Origin of the sequence: Gemmobacter aquaticus, from assembly GCF_007859075.1 — a bacterium.
Taxonomy (GTDB): Bacteria; Pseudomonadota; Alphaproteobacteria; order Rhodobacterales; family Rhodobacteraceae; genus Gemmobacter; species Gemmobacter aquaticus.
In genome coordinates this window covers 1,387,314-1,401,135 of sequence record NZ_VOAK01000011.1, presented here as the reverse complement: position 1 = coordinate 1,401,135, position 13,822 = coordinate 1,387,314, and the positions used below count along the sequence as shown (strand labels likewise).

Genomic DNA, 13,822 nt, shown 5'->3' with positions numbered 1-13,822 from the left:
TTCGGCGGAGGAGGTAATCAGGGGAGGCGGGCTGTTCAAGCGCGGCGGTCGATGGCGGTGGCGATCAGGTCGTTGAAGCCTTGGCTGTCGCGCACCTGCGCAACCTCTTCGGCGGTGACCGTCACGCCCCAGCCATCGGCCATGGCCTGATAGCGCGGCTGGCGATGGGCGAGGGCCTGGGCATAGGTCCAGCGGACAAAGGCATCCGGGTCGACCTGGTCTGCAACAAGCCCCGTGTCGGCGCGATACTGGCCCCACATTCGTTCAAGAAAATGTGGTTGATAGTACATGGGCTTTGGCGCCCGGTCAAAGCGCCGGATCAGGTCGGCGGTATGGTCCTCGGACCCTTTGATCCAGACAAGCAGCAGATGCTCTGACAACTCGGTCATCACCGGATCAGAGGGGTTCCACGGGTCCACGACTTCGCAGATCGACCCACCGCTGTCGCAAATGAAATTGTCATAGCCATAGATGTCGGCGGCGCGCTCGATAAAGCGGGTGGTATCGGTCAGCGCCGCGACCTCGGCCACGCGGTGCTGCTCTTGCCGGCGCAGGTATTCGTCAAAGGGCAGGCCGCCCTTCTCGGGGTTTCCGGGTTTGCCCATATAAGTGGAGAGCGGCGCGAGATTGTCGAAGGTGATGTTCGAGGCGATGTAGACGCTGTCGCTCAGCAGCAGCTCGCGCAGGAACGGCACCTTCATCGCTTCGCGCTTGAAATTGTCCGCGATGAATTCGCCCATGTATCGGGTGCCGATGCGGTAGTCGACAGAGTAGTGAAACCAGCCACCGGCGCTGCGAAGCATGGCGGCAAGATGCGTCTTGCCCAGACCCGACATGCCGAAGAGCAGCACACGCTTGCGTGCAGCATCGCGCCATTCTGCCGAGCTTGCGTAGATCATCATCTGCCTTCCCATCGGTCCGGGCCTGTTCCTAGCCCGTTCCGCAACCGGATTCACGCGGAAAATGCTGGATAAAGAAAGGCCCCGCCGATCCCGCGGGGCCTTGATGTCGTTTCGTGCTGATCGGTCGCGATCAGAAGCTGAAACCGACCTTGATCCCGAGCGCGACAGCATCGTTGCCGGTCATCGAGGCGCGGGCGGTGTCGGGGGTGCCGGTTTCCGGATCTGCATCACCCAGATCGAGATAACGCGCCCCCGCGGTCACACGCATATTGTCCTTCGTGTAGATCGCGGCAAAGCCGATGCCTTTGTACCCGTTGGTCGGCGCAAGCGGCGAGACCAGATCATCACCTGTCGAGGGCTCGTACGTAATGAAGGCGGTACCCGACCAGTTCTCGTTGAACTTGCGGCCCACACCGAGGGTGTAGGTCGTGGTATCATCAAGGCTGACAAGACCCTGACCGGTCAACGCCTCAAGGGTCTGCGGGTTGATCAGGAACTCGCTCCAGTCCACCCAGCGGACGTTAGCGAAGATCAGCGTGTCTTCGGCAACGCCGGTCTGGGCATCAAGGTGCCAGGCTTGCGGCGTGTCCACGGTGGTCACCGAGGCGATCGAGGCGCCACCCAAACCGACCGGCAGGGCTTCGACGGTGTCGAGTTCATGCTCGACCTTCGAGAAGTAGGTCAGTGCGACGCGCAGCGCGATCTCGGGCCGCTCGTAGGCCACGCCAGCGACATAGCCGGTGCCCCAGGCGTTGTCGAAGTTGACGTTATAGCCATTGAGCGGTCCATAGGCGAGGCCCGCCAAGGTCACTTCGCCACCTGCCTTCGAGGCCCGGATACCGCCGTGGACCGAGAAATTCTCGTTGAACTTGTAGCGCAGCAGGCCGGTCAGACCTTCGCTGTCCATCTGGGCGCTAGTGCCACCCAGGGCGATCGATTGCCCGATGGGGTACAGAATGTCTGCGCCATAGGCCTGATCGTAGATGATCGCGCCCGAAAGCTTGTCGGTGAAGTCGTACTTCAGCGCGAGCCCCGGCAGGTTGTGATCCCCCGCGACGCTGCCGGTGGCACGGCCGCCGAACATGGCGTCGTCATTGCCCGACACACTGGGGTTGATCCAGCCGTAGCTCAACTCGGCGTAGTTGCCCTTTTCAAAAATGATGCTGATCGGCTGGCCAGAGCGGTCGATCCCGCCAGCATGGGCCGCACCGGCCATCGCGCACAGAATTCCGCAGATCGCGGTAAAATTCTTCATGTTTCCATCCCCGTTGGTGCCGGTCTTCCTCCTCGACCGGTTGAGAAAACCCTATCCAGCGCATTTTGGCCCGGTCAATTCGTAACGCCACGTAAAAAAGAAGTTACGTCACGCACTGCGACCCCGTTGCCATGCATCGGATCGGATGTTCAACCAGTTTGCAAGGAAAACGAGAGTTCCGCCTGCCAGAACGGCAAGGCTAATGGGCTCACCGTAGAGCGATGCGCCTACGAATGCAATCAGAGGTAGACGGGCAAAGTCGATGGGAACGACGATACTGGCTGGGGCGAGCGCGAGCGCCTTTGTCAGACAGAGATGCGCAATCACGCCTGCTGCGCCAATCAGGGCAAGCCAGGGCAGGGTTTTGGTTGTCGGCATGGCAACCGAGCCGTCCAGCGAGGCGGCCACAAGTCCAAAGAAAGCCTGCATCAAGGTGAGCCAGAACAGAATCGAGACAATGCTTTCGCCGCGCGTCAGCCTTTTGGTCAGAATCGCGGTACAGGCGAAACAAATGGCAGAGCCGGCAGCCGCCAGCATGCCGGGATCGAGCGACCTGAAATCGGGCTGAGCCACGATCAGCGCCCCGGCAAACCCCATGGCGGCGGCGAGCAGTTTGAACCGCGTCAGCCGTTCGCCCAGAAAAAGTGGTGACAGCAGGATTACCCAGATCGGCGAGGTGAACTCCAGCGCGAAGACCTGTGCCAGCGGGATCGCGGTGAGCGCCCAGAACCACAGGTTCTGTCCGGTGAAATGCACAACGTTTCGCATGACATGCTGCGGCAGATTGCGTGTCTGGACGGCGTCAAGCTGGCCCGTAAGGCCGGCAACCAGCACCACAAGTACAAAGCCCGTGACAGACCGCCAGAGCATGACTTCGAAGGTGTCATGCACAGCGGCTACAGACCGGCCTGCGATGGCCATAGCGGTGAAGGATAAAATGGAACCGACCATCCAGACGGCGGCGGCCATAGGGCGATAGGTCTGCATGCGCGTGCTCCTCGCGGCAGTCGTGGCCGCGCTTGCGCGGATTGTCCAGTAGGCCTAGCCTTTGGCTGCGAACAGAACTTGATCGAGTATCACAATGATCAGACCCATCTTGCGCGATGCCGACACCCGTGTCGGATTTGCCGAACTGTTTTTCGATCTCGTCTTCGTCTTTGCGATCACTCAGGTCAGCCACCTTCTGCTGCATCACTATTCTCTGGCCGGGGCACTTGAGACCGCCCTGATCTTTCTGGCGATCTGGTGGGTCTGGATTTACACGACCTGGGTTCTGAACCGGCTTGATCCCGAACGGATAGAGGTGAGGGGGCTGCTCTTTGCCCTGATGGCGGCGGGGCTGTTCCTCTCCATGTCGATCCCGCAGGCCTTCGGTGAACGCGGATTGACGTTCGCCCTTGCCTTCATCGCGATGCAACTGGGGCGTTCGCTGTTCATGTTCGTCGTCTCCAAAGGCAATGCGTTGCTGCGCGGAACATATCTGCGGATCGCGATCTGGTTTTGCGCGTCTGCCGTCTTCTGGATCGCCGGGGCACTGGCCGATCCGCACCACGGGCGCTTGCAGCTTTGGGCCATCGCGCTTGCCATCGAATACGCGGGTCCGCTGACCGGGCTATATGTGCCCGGACTGGGACGCGACACTACGACGAACTGGACCGTGAAGGGGGGCCACATCGCCGAGCGTTGCGGGCTGTTCGTCATCATTTGTCTGGGCGAGACGCTGCTGGTGTCGGGTGCGACCTTCTCGGGCATGGAGTGGACGACACCCGGAACAGTGGCCTTCCTTTCGTCGCTGGCCGGGGCAATCGGATTGTGGTGGGTCTATTTCCATGTCGGGTTTCGACGTGGCGCCCATCAGATCGAGCATTCCGATGACCCGGGCCGCCTTGCACGACTGGCCTTCACCTATGCCCATATTCCGATTGTCGCGGGTATCGTTCTGACGGCAGTGGGGGCGGAACGGTCGATCGCGCATCCCGCAGATCCGGCAAACCTTGCCGAGGCTGCGTCAGTTCTGGGCGGGGTTGCGATGTTTCTGGCGGGGAATGGCTGGTTCAAGCGCATTTCGGGGCGCAACTTCCCGCTGTCGCATCTGGTTGGCCTGGGGCTTTGCGTGGCCCTGATGTTGGTCCTGCCATGGATGAACCTGCTGGCGCTCAACATTGCCTCGACCACGATCCTTGTGCTTGTCGCGATCTGGGAGCAATGCTCGGTCGGGCGTCACCTCGACGTGCATTGAAGCGGGCGATCAGTCGCCCACTTCCTCAACCCTGAAGTCGCGCAGGATACCGCGGGTGGCCATGAACCAGTCGCTCTCGCGCGTGCGCGCCTGATGAAGATCAAAGGCCTCGCGGTCGCGAAAGGCCTCCATCACCTCGAACGTGAACGGATCGTCGGTTTCGCTGATGTCAAAGGACAGGCAGCCCGGCTCGGTCTGCGTCAGACGGATATGTTCGCCCATATGGGCAAGCACCGCCGAGCGTTCCTCGGCGGTCATGCAGACCAACTGACCGCGCAGCCGGATCATTCCAGCTCGATCGTGCCTGGGGGCTTCGAGGTCAGGTCGTAGAACACACGGTTCACGCCCTTCACCTCGTTGATGATGCGGGTCATCGTTTCGCCCAGGAACTCATTGGTGAAGGGGTAGGTGTCGGCGGTCATCCCATCGACGCTGGTCACCGCGCGGATCGCCACCGCGTAATCGTAGGTGCGCCCGTCGCCCATCACGCCCACCGTCTTCATCGGAAGGATCGCGGCGAAAGCCTGCCAGATCTCGTCATAAAGACCGTGCTTGCGGATCTGGTCGATATAGACCGCATCCGCCTCGCGCAGGATTGCAAGCTTTTCGCGGGTGATCTCGCCGGGGCAGCGGATGGCAAGGCCGGGGCCGGGGAAGGGGTGGCGGCCGATGAACGACTGCGGCAAGCCAAGTTCGCGACCAAGCGCGCGGACCTCGTCCTTGAACAGCTCGCGCAGGGGTTCGACCAGCTTGAGCCCCATCTTCTCGGGCAGGCCGCCGACGTTGTGGTGGCTTTTGATCGTGACCGAAGGCCCACCCGAGAACGAGACGCTTTCGATGACGTCGGGATAGAGCGTGCCCTGTGCCAGAAACTCGGCGCCCTCGATCTGGTTGGCGTATTTCTGGAAGACGTCGATGAACAGCCGCCCGATCGTCTTGCGCTTGGTTTCAGGGTCAGAGATGCCCTCCAGCGCACCAAGGAACAGATCGCTCTCATCGGCGTGGATGAGCTTGATGTTGTAGTTGTCGCGGAACATGCGGACGACTTCTGCCGCCTCGTTCTTGCGCAGAAGGCCGTGGTCGACAAAGACGCAGGTCAGCTGATCGCCGATGGCCTCATGGATCAGGATGGCTGCGACCGAACTGTCGACGCCACCGGAGAGGCCGCAGATGACCTGTTTGTCGCCAACCTGGGCGCGGATCTTCTCGATCGCGTCCTCGCGGTAGGACGACATGGTCCAGTCGCTGGTGAAGCCCGCAAGACGCACGAAGTTCTCATAGAGCTTTGCGCCGCGCGGGGTGTGGTGCACCTCGGGATGGAACTGCACGGCATAGAAGTTGCGGGCCACATCAGCGGTAATGGCAAACGGCGCATTCGGCGAGGTGCCGTAGACCTGAAAGCCGGGCGCGAGTTTCGAGACGTGGTCGCCGTGGCTCATCCACACCTGTTCGTCGCCTTGCGTGAACCAGCCATCGAGGATCGAGAGCTTGTCTGCGGTGGGCGTGACAAAGGCGCGGCCAAACTCGGCCGTGCCATGCCCGCCTTCGACTTTGCCGCCGAGGCAATGCATCATCACCTGCTGGCCGTAGCAGATGCCAAGGATCGGCACGCCCAGGTCAAAGACCCCCGCCGGTGGCATCGGCGCGCCGTCCGCATAGACCGAGGCAGGGCCGCCAGACAGGATCACGGCGCGCGGTGCAAAGGACTTGAGGAAGGCGTCATCCACACGGTTGAAGGGGTGGATTTCGCAATAGACGTTCAGCTCGCGCAGGCGCCGCGCAATCAGCTGCGTGACCTGAGAGCCGAAGTCGATGATAAGCAGGCGTTGATGCGGATGTGTCATGGCCGGGCATTAGCTTTGAAGGGGCAAAATCGCAAGGCGGAATCGCGCCCATGGCCCCTGTCGCAGCGGGGGTTTCACACCGCCGCGCCCCCCGTGAGGTATTTGAACCAGCGTGAAGGGCTGCATGTCGTTTTCAGGACGGATGCGGCGGAAATGGGTGTCGGTTGGCGCGCCTTCGGTTGCATATAGGGGGCAAGGTCGGGCGCCTGCGGGCGCGAACGGAGGATTCTTCTATGAGTGATGTGGCAGCAGGCAGCCGGCGGGCGCGGGGTGGTGGTGCGGCACGGCGGGCCGAGCGCACCGGGGTCAGCTTCGAGACCGCGCGCTTCATTGAGCGCAACATCCCGAATTTCGAGATCCTGAACGAAGAGGCGCTTCAGATCATCGAGCACAACGCCGAGACGGTGCTGGAGGAGATTGGTGTAAACTTCCTGGAAAATCCGGGCGCGCTGGCGCTGTGGAAGGCCGCTGGTGCCGATGTGCGTGGCGAGCGGGTGCATATTCCGCGTGGTCTGGCCCGCAAGCTCTGCTCTACCGCGCCGGGAAGCTTCACCCAGCATGCCCGCAACCCCGAGCGGAATGTGGTGATCGGTGGCAAGGGTCTGGTGCTGGCGCCGGTCTATGGCCCCCCCTTCGTCCGTGATCTGGAGGGTGGTCGCCGCTATGCGACGATCGAGGATTTCCGCAACTTCGTGAAACTTGGCTACATGTCCAAGTGGCTGCACCATTCCGGTGGAACCGTCTGCGAGCCAACCGATGTGGCGGTGAACAAGCGCCATCTGGACATGCTGCATGCCCATATGACGCTGTCGGACAAGCCCTTCATGGGGTCGGTGACAGAGCCGGTTCGTGCCGCGGATTCGGTCGAGATGTCCAAGATCCTGTTCGGGGCGGATTTCGTTGACCAGAACACGGTGATGACCAGCCTGATCAACATCAACAGCCCGCTGACCTTTGATTCGGTCATGATGGGCGCGCTGGAGGTCTATGCGAAGGCCAATCAGGCCGCGATCATCAGCCCCTTTATCGTGGGCGGCGCGATGGCACCGGTGACGGTGGCCGGCACGCTGACGCAGGTTCTGGCCGAGGTTCTGGCGGGCGTGGCCTACAGCCAGTTGATCCGGCCCGGCGCACCGGTGATCTTCGGTGCTTTCGTGACCTCGATCGACATGAACTCGGGCGCGCCGACCTTTGGCACGCCGGAGGCTGCGCATATCACCTATGGCGCGGGACAACTCGCCCGCCGTCTGGGCCTTCCCTACCGTTCGGGTGGATCTTTCTGCGGCTCGAAACTGCCGGACGCGCAGGCTGCTTATGAGACGGCGAACAGCCTGAACATGGCGCTGCTGGCCGGTGTGAACTTCATGCTGCATGCCTGCGGCTGGCTTGAGGGCGGGCTGGTGTCGAGCTACGAGAAGTTCGTCATGGATGCCGATCAGCTGGGCTGCCTGCATCATCTGGCCAAGGGCGTCATCATGGACGAAAACGGGCAGGGCATGGATGCGATCCGCGAGGTCGGGCCGGGTGGTCACTATCTGGGCTGCGCCCATACGCAAGCCAACTTCAAGTCCGCCTTCTGGCGGTCTGATCTTCTGGACTACAAACCGTTCGAAACCTGGGACGAAGAGGGCGCGCGCGATACGCAGGCGCTGGCATCGGAACGGGTGAAGAAGCTTCTGGGTGACTATCAGGCCCCGGCGCTGGATGATGGCATCCGCGAAGCGCTGGATGCCTATGTCGCGCAGAAGAAGGCCGCGGAACCCGACGCCTTCATCTGATTGCGTGACGACGACAACAGGCGGGGCCGGGCATTGCCCGGCCCTTTGCATTTGCCTTACGAGGCCAACGGGGACTGACGCAGCAGGCGCAGTTCGGCCATCAGTGCGATCAGCACCTCTATATGCCGGCACAGCGAATAGCTGGCATCTCCGACGCGACGGGTTTCTTCCAACTGGCTCTCGGCATCGAGAAGCCGGGGCAAGGTGCTTTCGGGCCCGACGGTGCAGTCCATCCGCAAGAGCCGTTTCAGATCACGCTCGCGATGAAAGTCCTGTAGCCCCAGCCGGGCAGCACGCAACAGCATGGCGGGGCGGCGGAAATCGGTCATCAGGGCGCGCAGGTCAGTCATTCAGGTCTCCAGAATTCGGTGACCAAACCCTTGCACAATGCAACCCTGCGTTGCATTTCGCGCCCATTCACCGCGCGCCGCCGCAGCAGATGTTTAGGAATTCGAAAGGATTGTCGGTTCCATCCACGGCGGCACGGCTTTCGTTAACCGCCGGGTAACCAAACCCCCGCACGGTTGCACTGTCCTTTTCCGGGCAGACCTCCGGACGGGCCCGGAAAGTCGAACATGGAACCAGAAGTCAACGTCGTCAGTGTCCTGCCATCCTGGCTTCCCGCCCCGGTCAGAAGGTATCTCGGCCACACCGGAGAGGGGGTCTCGCTGCGCGAGATCGCCCGGCGCGAAGGGCTCGCCGCCTCGACCGTCATGCGTCAGATCCGCCGGTATGAGGCTCGCCGCGACGACCCGCTGGTGGATGAGGCGCTGGAGGCCCTGTGCCGCACCAGGACGAGCGGTTCCGTGTCGACCCCTGATGCCCAAGGAAAGGATATCCCCCAGATGACGGCTCCGGTGCGCCAAGGATCGATCATGCTAGACGAGGCGGCAATTCAGCGCGAGGGGCGGCGCATCCTGCGACGCCTGGCCGAGCCTGGTGCCGTTCTGGCGATTGCGCCCAATATGGAAAAGGCCGTGGTCCTGCGCGCCTCCAGCGATGGCCGCATGGTGCAGACCGCCGTGCTTGAGCGTGCCTTGGCGCAGGCCTTCGCACTGAAGGACTGGATTTCGGTTCGCAATGCCCAGGGCCGGCTGACGAGCTATGAGATCTCCGCATCCGGCCGGGCCGCGCTCAAGGCGCTGATCGACGAGGAAGATCGTCGGCGCATGTCGCATCATGCCGCCTTCGGTCTGGCTGATGGTGGGGCGATCCGGATTGATGGTGGGTCGGTGACCTCCGAGGCGGTTGCGACGCGCAAGAGCCGTTTTGCCCTGACCGAAAGCCCGGTTGCGGTGCTGGCGCGACGGCGGGAAAAGGATGGAACGCTGTTCCTCTCTCCCGATCTGGTGCAGGCGGCAGAGCGGCTGCGCGAAGACTTTGAGCTTGCGCAGATGGCAAGCCGTGACACCCAGATCTGGGACCGTTTTCTCTCTGACCCCTCGCGTCTGCCTGCGACGGGGATGGAGGGAGCCTCGGGGGCTGCGCGAGAGCGGGTTGCGGCTGCCCTGCGCGATCTTGGTCCGGGTCTGGGCGATGTGGTCCTGCGGGTATGCTGCTATCTGGAGGGGTTGGAGGTTGCAGAGCGCCGCATGGGCTGGGCGGCGAGGTCGGGCAAGATCGTCCTGCGGATCGCACTGCAGCGGCTGCGACGCCACTACATCGAAACCTATGGCCGTTCCGGACCGCTGATCGGTTGACGGGCTAGTACAGATGGGTTGCCTGCGCGGCGCTATAGAGAAGCCCCATGGAGAGCAGGGCCAGCCAGACTGCCGCGACCTGTCGCAGGCGCAAGGATGCGCTCTGTGCGGTTGAGGGGCGAAGGGTGGCCAGCGATCCAAAGCCTGCCCAAAGTGCCGCGATTGCTGTTACCAGCAGGGAAAACACGAACACACGCAGCGGCAACTCGGGGCCGGGGAGCAAGACCAGACCGAAGATCAGCCCCTTGGGGTTCAGAAGCGTGGTGACAAAGACGCCCCACGCCGTGACCGAAGTTCCCTGTGTGTCTGGTCGGAAGTGCCACATCCGGATTGCAAGAAGCAGCACCCAGATGCCGGCCAGCCCGGCAAGGACGGGCTTCAGCATGGGCACTTCGCTTGCAAGCAGATTGCCCATCAGCGCGAGCGGCACCGTCACGGCAAGATAGGCGCTCAGCTCAAACGGGATCAGGGAAAGGGCCGCGCGCAGTCCGCGCTCGGCACCTGCCACGGCCAGCAGCGTATTCGTCGGTCCTGGCATCAGCAGAAGGGCGGCCAGGGCAAGGATCAGGTTTGGAATGGTCATCGCGGTTTCCAGTTTGATCGGGTCGTGATGCCCGCATCCGTTTCGTTCCGCATTGATCCCGATCAATTGAACAAGGGCAAGGCGACGAAGCGCCTCGCCCTTCTCTGGTGCGTCTTAACCGTCGGCGCGGGTCAAACCCGAGGCATGCAGCACCCCGGCCAGAGCACCGCCAGCAAGCGGTGCCACGATGAACACCCACAGATCCGCGATGGCCTTGCCGCCGACGAAGACCGCGGGGCCGATTGAACGCGCGGGGTTCACCGAAACGCCGGTCACGTTGATGCCGACAAGGTGGATCGCTGCCAGCGTCAGGCCGATGGCCAGACCGGCAAAGCCCGGCGCCGCCCCGGGGCCGGTCGCGCCAAGGATGACCGTCACAAAGATGAAGGTCGCCACGAATTCAAAGACCAGCGCCGCAAGCAGCGTGTATTCCCCAAGATACCCCGGTCCGAATCCGTTCTGTCCAAGCCCGTTCGTCGCGAGAACGAAATCGGGTTTTCCAGTTGCGATCAACAGAAGGATCGCCGCGCCTGTCACGGCACCAGCGATCTGAGCGATGGCGTAGTTCACGAACTCTCCCATCCCCATGCGTCCGGCTGTGACCATGCCAAGCGAGACCGCCGGGTTGAGATGCGCGCCCGAGATCGCTCCAAGCCCATAGGCCGCGGCGACAATCGCCAGACCGAAAGCCAGCGAGATGCCGGTAAAGCCGATATCGCCACCCGCGATCACTGCCGAGCCGCATCCGAAGAAGACGAGAATTGCAGTGCCGATCGCCTCGGCCACCAGTTTTCTTGTCATGTCCCTCAATTCCTTCCTGTTCAATTTGCTGCGCGGTCTGCCCCGGTGCCAGGGTTTTGGGCGGTACCGGTTGCCAGTCGCACTGATTCAGCTTATTTCACGAAATATCAGCCGTCAGGGGGAAATTCCGATGCGTGATCTAAAGCTTCCCGATCAACGCCATCCGGAAAAGGCGCATCGGCCCGATCAGGAGCAGCCCAAGAAGCCGTCGTGGATTCGTGTGAAGGCGCCGACCTCGCAGGGCTACAAGGAAACCCGCGATATCCTGAAGGCGAACCGGCTTGTCACCGTCTGTGAAGAGGCGGGTTGCCCCAATGTCGGCGAATGCTGGAGCGCGGGCCATGCCACCATGATGATCATGGGGGATATCTGCACCCGCGGCTGTTCCTTCTGCAACGTGGCGACGGGCCGTCCGGATGCGCTGGACGTGTTCGAGCCGGGCCGCGTGGCCCATGCCGTGCAGACCCTTGGCCTGAAGCATGTGGTCATCACCTCGGTTGACCGGGATGATCTGGCCGATGGCGGCGCGGAGCACTTTGCCCAGACCATCCGTGCCATCCGCCACCGCGCGCCCGACACCACGATCGAGATCCTGACCCCCGATTTCCTGAAATGCGACGCATCGGCGCTTGAGATGGTTGTTGCGGCCAAGCCTGACGTGTTCAACCATAACCTTGAAACGGTGCCGGGCCTCTATCCGACCGTGCGTCCGGGAGCGCGCTATTTCCACTCGCTGCGCCTTCTGCAACGGGTGAAAGAGATCGACCCCACCATCTTTACCAAATCCGGCATCATGGTTGGGCTTGGCGAGGATGCGCAGGGCGTGCGGCAGGTCATGGACGACATGCGCGCGGCCGACGTCGATTTCCTGACCATTGGACAGTATCTGCAACCGACGCCCAAGCATCACCGCGTTGACCGGTTCGTGACGCCCGAGGAGTTCGCCTCGTATGAAAAGGCGGCATGGGGCAAGGGGTTTCTGATGGTCTCGGCCACGCCGTTGACCCGGTCGAGCTATCATGCCGGTGAAGACTTTGCCCGACTGCGCGCCGCTCGGCTGGAGCGGCTCTCGCAGGCCTGAGCGATCGGCAAGGGGGGGGCTTTGCCCCCGCCGCGCCTTTGGCGCGTCTCCCCCAGGGTATTTGATCCAAGAGGAAGAGGGTGAGCCTGCTATTCGGCAGGCGGGACCTTCTTCAGATAGGCGGCGACCGAGGCGCGATCTGATTCTGGCAGACGTGCCATGTTTTCCACCACATGCGCCATGTGTCCCCCGACGCTGTCATATTCGGGCGTGAAGCCGGTCGTCAGATATTCGACGATCTCGTCTTCCGACCATGTCAGTTTGGCCGGGGTGATGTTCGGGATGCTGCCTTCGCCCGCCGGGTTCGGCGTGCCGGCAAGCCAGCGGCTCCGCTCGATCCCGCCAAGCGCGTTGCGCGGGCTGTGACACTCGCCGCAATGCGCCATCGCCTCGGCGATATAACGGCCCCGTTGCTCAATCTCGGTCAGGTCGGCGTTCACGACCCAGCCTTCGCGCAGGAACAGCAGTTTCCACCCGCCAAGGCTGCGCCGGATATTGAAGGGGAAGCCCACATCATGCGGTTTGTCCGGGGTCGCATCCTGCGGCAGCGTGTCGATGAAGGCCTTGAGGTCAACCACGTCCTGCAGCGTCATGTTGGCGAAGGCTGCGTAGGGGAAGGCCGGGTAGTAGTGCTGGCCGCCGGGCGAGACCCCCTTGGTGACGGCGGTGACGAACTCTTCGGTTGTCCAGCCGCCTATCCCCTCGGCTGAGGGCGAGATGTTCGGGGCGTGGAAGGTGCCGAATGCGGTCGGAAAGGCTTGCCCACCGGCCAGCACGAGCTGTGCCTCGCCCTTGGCACCCGGTGCCATGTGGCAAGAGGCGCAGCCGGTTGCCCAGAACACCAACTCTCCGTTGGTTGCGTCGCCCGTGAGATCGGCGAGGGCCGCGGCAGGTGCTCGGGTTGGCGCGGTCAGCCACCATCCGGCGGCGCCTGCGATCGCGGCAAGGGCAAGAAGGCTTGGGATCAGACGCATGGGCACCTCCGTGGCTGGAGGAAGGCTAACTGCCCGAGGTGACCGACGCTATCACAGTTTCGTGGCCCGGCAGTGGCGATCAATCCAGAAACCGCACCTTGCCGATATAGGGCAGGTTGCGGTTGCGTTGCGCGAAGTCGAGCCCGTAGCCCACGACGAATTCATCGGGGATTTCGAAACCGGTCCACGTCGCCCGGATATCGACCTCGCGGCGCGAAGGCTTGTCGAGCAACGCGCAGACCTCGAGCCTCCTTGGATTGCGGCTGAGAAGAAGGCGCTTGACGTGCGAGATGGTAAAGCCGCTGTCGACGATATCTTCAACGACCAGCACGTCGCGCCCTGCAATTTCACCGCGCAAGTCCTTGAGGATGCGAACTTCCTTGCTGGACTGGGCGGCGTTGCCGTAGCTTGATGCCTCGAGGAAGTCGACCTCGACTGGCAGGTCGATCTCACGCACCAGATCGGCGATGAACATGAAGGAGCCGCGCAAAAGGCCGACGACGATCAGGCGGTCACTGTCATGATAGTGCGCCGTGATTTCGCGGGCCAGACCCTCGACCCGCGCCGCGATGGCCTTGGCAGAGATCATCTGTTCGATCACATAGGGTCGTTCGGCGGGGCGTTCTGTCGCGCTTGCGGTCATGCGGGCCTCTTGATTTCCCGTG

Annotated in this window: 14 protein-coding genes; 4 read left to right on the top strand and 10 right to left on the bottom strand. The window is 62.6% G+C overall.

Features of this window, described 5'->3' with window-relative positions:
• Nucleotides 1-35: 35 nt before the first annotated feature.
• The 3 genes from FQU74_RS08920 to FQU74_RS08910 all read right to left on the bottom strand — a co-directional run bounded on the left by FQU74_RS08920 (nt 36) and on the right by FQU74_RS08910 (nt 3,144).
• Nucleotides 36-899: an ATPase gene (locus FQU74_RS08920; RefSeq protein ID WP_146286257.1), complete on the bottom strand. Its 864-nt coding sequence runs from the start codon at nt 897-899 to the stop codon at nt 36-38.
• A 133-nt stretch (nt 900-1,032) separates the two neighbouring features.
• Complete coding sequence (locus FQU74_RS08915) at nt 1,033-2,157, bottom strand: OmpP1/FadL family transporter (RefSeq protein WP_146286037.1); 1,125 nt, start codon at nt 2,155-2,157, stop codon at nt 1,033-1,035.
• 108 nt (nt 2,158-2,265) lie between these two features.
• A complete protein-coding gene (locus FQU74_RS08910; protein WP_146286036.1) occupies nt 2,266-3,144 on the bottom strand; it encodes a DMT family transporter in 879 nt (292 codons plus the stop codon).
• A gap of 94 nt (nt 3,145-3,238) precedes the next feature.
• On the opposite strand from FQU74_RS08910, the gene FQU74_RS08905 reads away from it, so the two are divergent.
• Entirely contained in the window at nt 3,239-4,396 is a 1,158-nt protein-coding gene (locus FQU74_RS08905; RefSeq protein ID WP_146286035.1) for a low temperature requirement protein A, read from the top strand.
• Nucleotides 4,397-4,405: 9 nt separating this feature from the next.
• Here FQU74_RS08905 and FQU74_RS08900 read toward each other — a convergent pair whose 3' ends face one another.
• A complete protein-coding gene (locus FQU74_RS08900) occupies nt 4,406-4,684 on the bottom strand; it encodes a putative quinol monooxygenase (protein WP_146286034.1) in 279 nt (92 codons plus the stop codon).
• The gene (gene guaA / locus FQU74_RS08895; RefSeq protein ID WP_146286033.1) at nt 4,681-6,240 is read right to left on the bottom strand and encodes a glutamine-hydrolyzing GMP synthase; all 1,560 of its coding nucleotides are present in this window, start codon (nt 6,238-6,240) and stop codon (nt 4,681-4,683) included. Before guaA ends, FQU74_RS08900 begins: the two co-directional genes overlap by 4 nt.
• A gap of 233 nt (nt 6,241-6,473) precedes the next feature.
• On the opposite strand from guaA, the gene FQU74_RS08890 reads away from it, so the two are divergent.
• On the top strand, nt 6,474-8,018 hold the full coding sequence (locus FQU74_RS08890) for a trimethylamine methyltransferase family protein (protein WP_146286032.1): 1,545 nt from the start codon (nt 6,474-6,476) through the stop codon (nt 8,016-8,018).
• Between the two features lie 56 nt (nt 8,019-8,074).
• On the opposite strand, the gene FQU74_RS08885 is transcribed toward FQU74_RS08890, so the two are convergent.
• A complete protein-coding gene (locus FQU74_RS08885; RefSeq protein WP_146286031.1) occupies nt 8,075-8,368 on the bottom strand; it encodes a DUF6477 family protein in 294 nt (97 codons plus the stop codon).
• A gap of 225 nt (nt 8,369-8,593) precedes the next feature.
• Between FQU74_RS08885 and FQU74_RS08880 the strand changes: the two genes are divergently transcribed.
• Nucleotides 8,594-9,718, top strand: coding sequence for a DUF6456 domain-containing protein (locus FQU74_RS08880; RefSeq protein WP_146286030.1), 1,125 nt, complete (start codon nt 8,594-8,596; stop codon nt 9,716-9,718).
• Nucleotides 9,719-9,722: 4 nt separating this feature from the next.
• Here FQU74_RS08880 and FQU74_RS08875 read toward each other — a convergent pair whose 3' ends face one another.
• A complete protein-coding gene (locus FQU74_RS08875) occupies nt 9,723-10,301 on the bottom strand; it encodes a hypothetical protein (protein ID WP_146286029.1) in 579 nt (192 codons plus the stop codon).
• A gap of 114 nt (nt 10,302-10,415) precedes the next feature.
• Entirely contained in the window at nt 10,416-11,102 is a 687-nt protein-coding gene (locus FQU74_RS08870; RefSeq protein WP_146286028.1) for an aquaporin, read from the bottom strand.
• 130 nt (nt 11,103-11,232) lie between these two features.
• Between FQU74_RS08870 and lipA the strand changes: the two genes are divergently transcribed.
• Nucleotides 11,233-12,183, top strand: a complete 951-nt coding sequence (lipA, locus tag FQU74_RS08865) for a lipoyl synthase (RefSeq protein ID WP_146286027.1) — start codon at nt 11,233-11,235, stop codon at nt 12,181-12,183.
• Between the two features lie 89 nt (nt 12,184-12,272).
• Here lipA and FQU74_RS08860 read toward each other — a convergent pair whose 3' ends face one another.
• Nucleotides 12,273-13,157, bottom strand: coding sequence for a cytochrome c (locus tag FQU74_RS08860; RefSeq protein WP_146286026.1), 885 nt, complete (start codon nt 13,155-13,157; stop codon nt 12,273-12,275).
• Nucleotides 13,158-13,236: 79 nt separating this feature from the next.
• Nucleotides 13,237-13,800 carry a hypoxanthine phosphoribosyltransferase gene (gene hpt / locus FQU74_RS08855; RefSeq protein WP_146286025.1) on the bottom strand — a complete coding sequence of 188 codons (564 nt, stop codon included), beginning with the start codon at nt 13,798-13,800 and terminating at the stop codon, nt 13,237-13,239.
• Between the last annotated feature and the right edge of the window lie 22 nt (nt 13,801-13,822).

Coding starts and splice junctions, on each gene's coding strand:
- FQU74_RS08920 (WP_146286257.1), bottom strand. CDS start 899: ATGATCTACGCAAGCTCGGCAGAATGGCGCGATGCTGCACGCAAGCGT.
- FQU74_RS08870 (WP_146286028.1), bottom strand. CDS start 11,102: ATGACAAGAAAACTGGTGGCCGAGGCGATCGGCACTGCAATTCTCGTC.
- FQU74_RS08875 (WP_146286029.1), bottom strand. CDS start 10,301: ATGACCATTCCAAACCTGATCCTTGCCCTGGCCGCCCTTCTGCTGATG.
- FQU74_RS08885 (WP_146286031.1), bottom strand. CDS start 8,368: ATGACTGACCTGCGCGCCCTGATGACCGATTTCCGCCGCCCCGCCATG.
- FQU74_RS08910 (WP_146286036.1), bottom strand. CDS start 3,144: ATGCAGACCTATCGCCCTATGGCCGCCGCCGTCTGGATGGTCGGTTCC.
- lipA (WP_146286027.1), top strand. CDS start 11,233: ATGCGTGATCTAAAGCTTCCCGATCAACGCCATCCGGAAAAGGCGCAT.
- FQU74_RS08880 (WP_146286030.1), top strand. CDS start 8,594: ATGGAACCAGAAGTCAACGTCGTCAGTGTCCTGCCATCCTGGCTTCCC.
- guaA (WP_146286033.1), bottom strand. CDS start 6,240: ATGACACATCCGCATCAACGCCTGCTTATCATCGACTTCGGCTCTCAG.
- FQU74_RS08900 (WP_146286034.1), bottom strand. CDS start 4,684: ATGATCCGGCTGCGCGGTCAGTTGGTCTGCATGACCGCCGAGGAACGC.
- FQU74_RS08905 (WP_146286035.1), top strand. CDS start 3,239: ATGATCAGACCCATCTTGCGCGATGCCGACACCCGTGTCGGATTTGCC.
- hpt (WP_146286025.1), bottom strand. CDS start 13,800: ATGACCGCAAGCGCGACAGAACGCCCCGCCGAACGACCCTATGTGATC.
- FQU74_RS08890 (WP_146286032.1), top strand. CDS start 6,474: ATGAGTGATGTGGCAGCAGGCAGCCGGCGGGCGCGGGGTGGTGGTGCG.
- FQU74_RS08860 (WP_146286026.1), bottom strand. CDS start 13,157: ATGCGTCTGATCCCAAGCCTTCTTGCCCTTGCCGCGATCGCAGGCGCC.
- FQU74_RS08915 (WP_146286037.1), bottom strand. CDS start 2,157: ATGAAGAATTTTACCGCGATCTGCGGAATTCTGTGCGCGATGGCCGGT.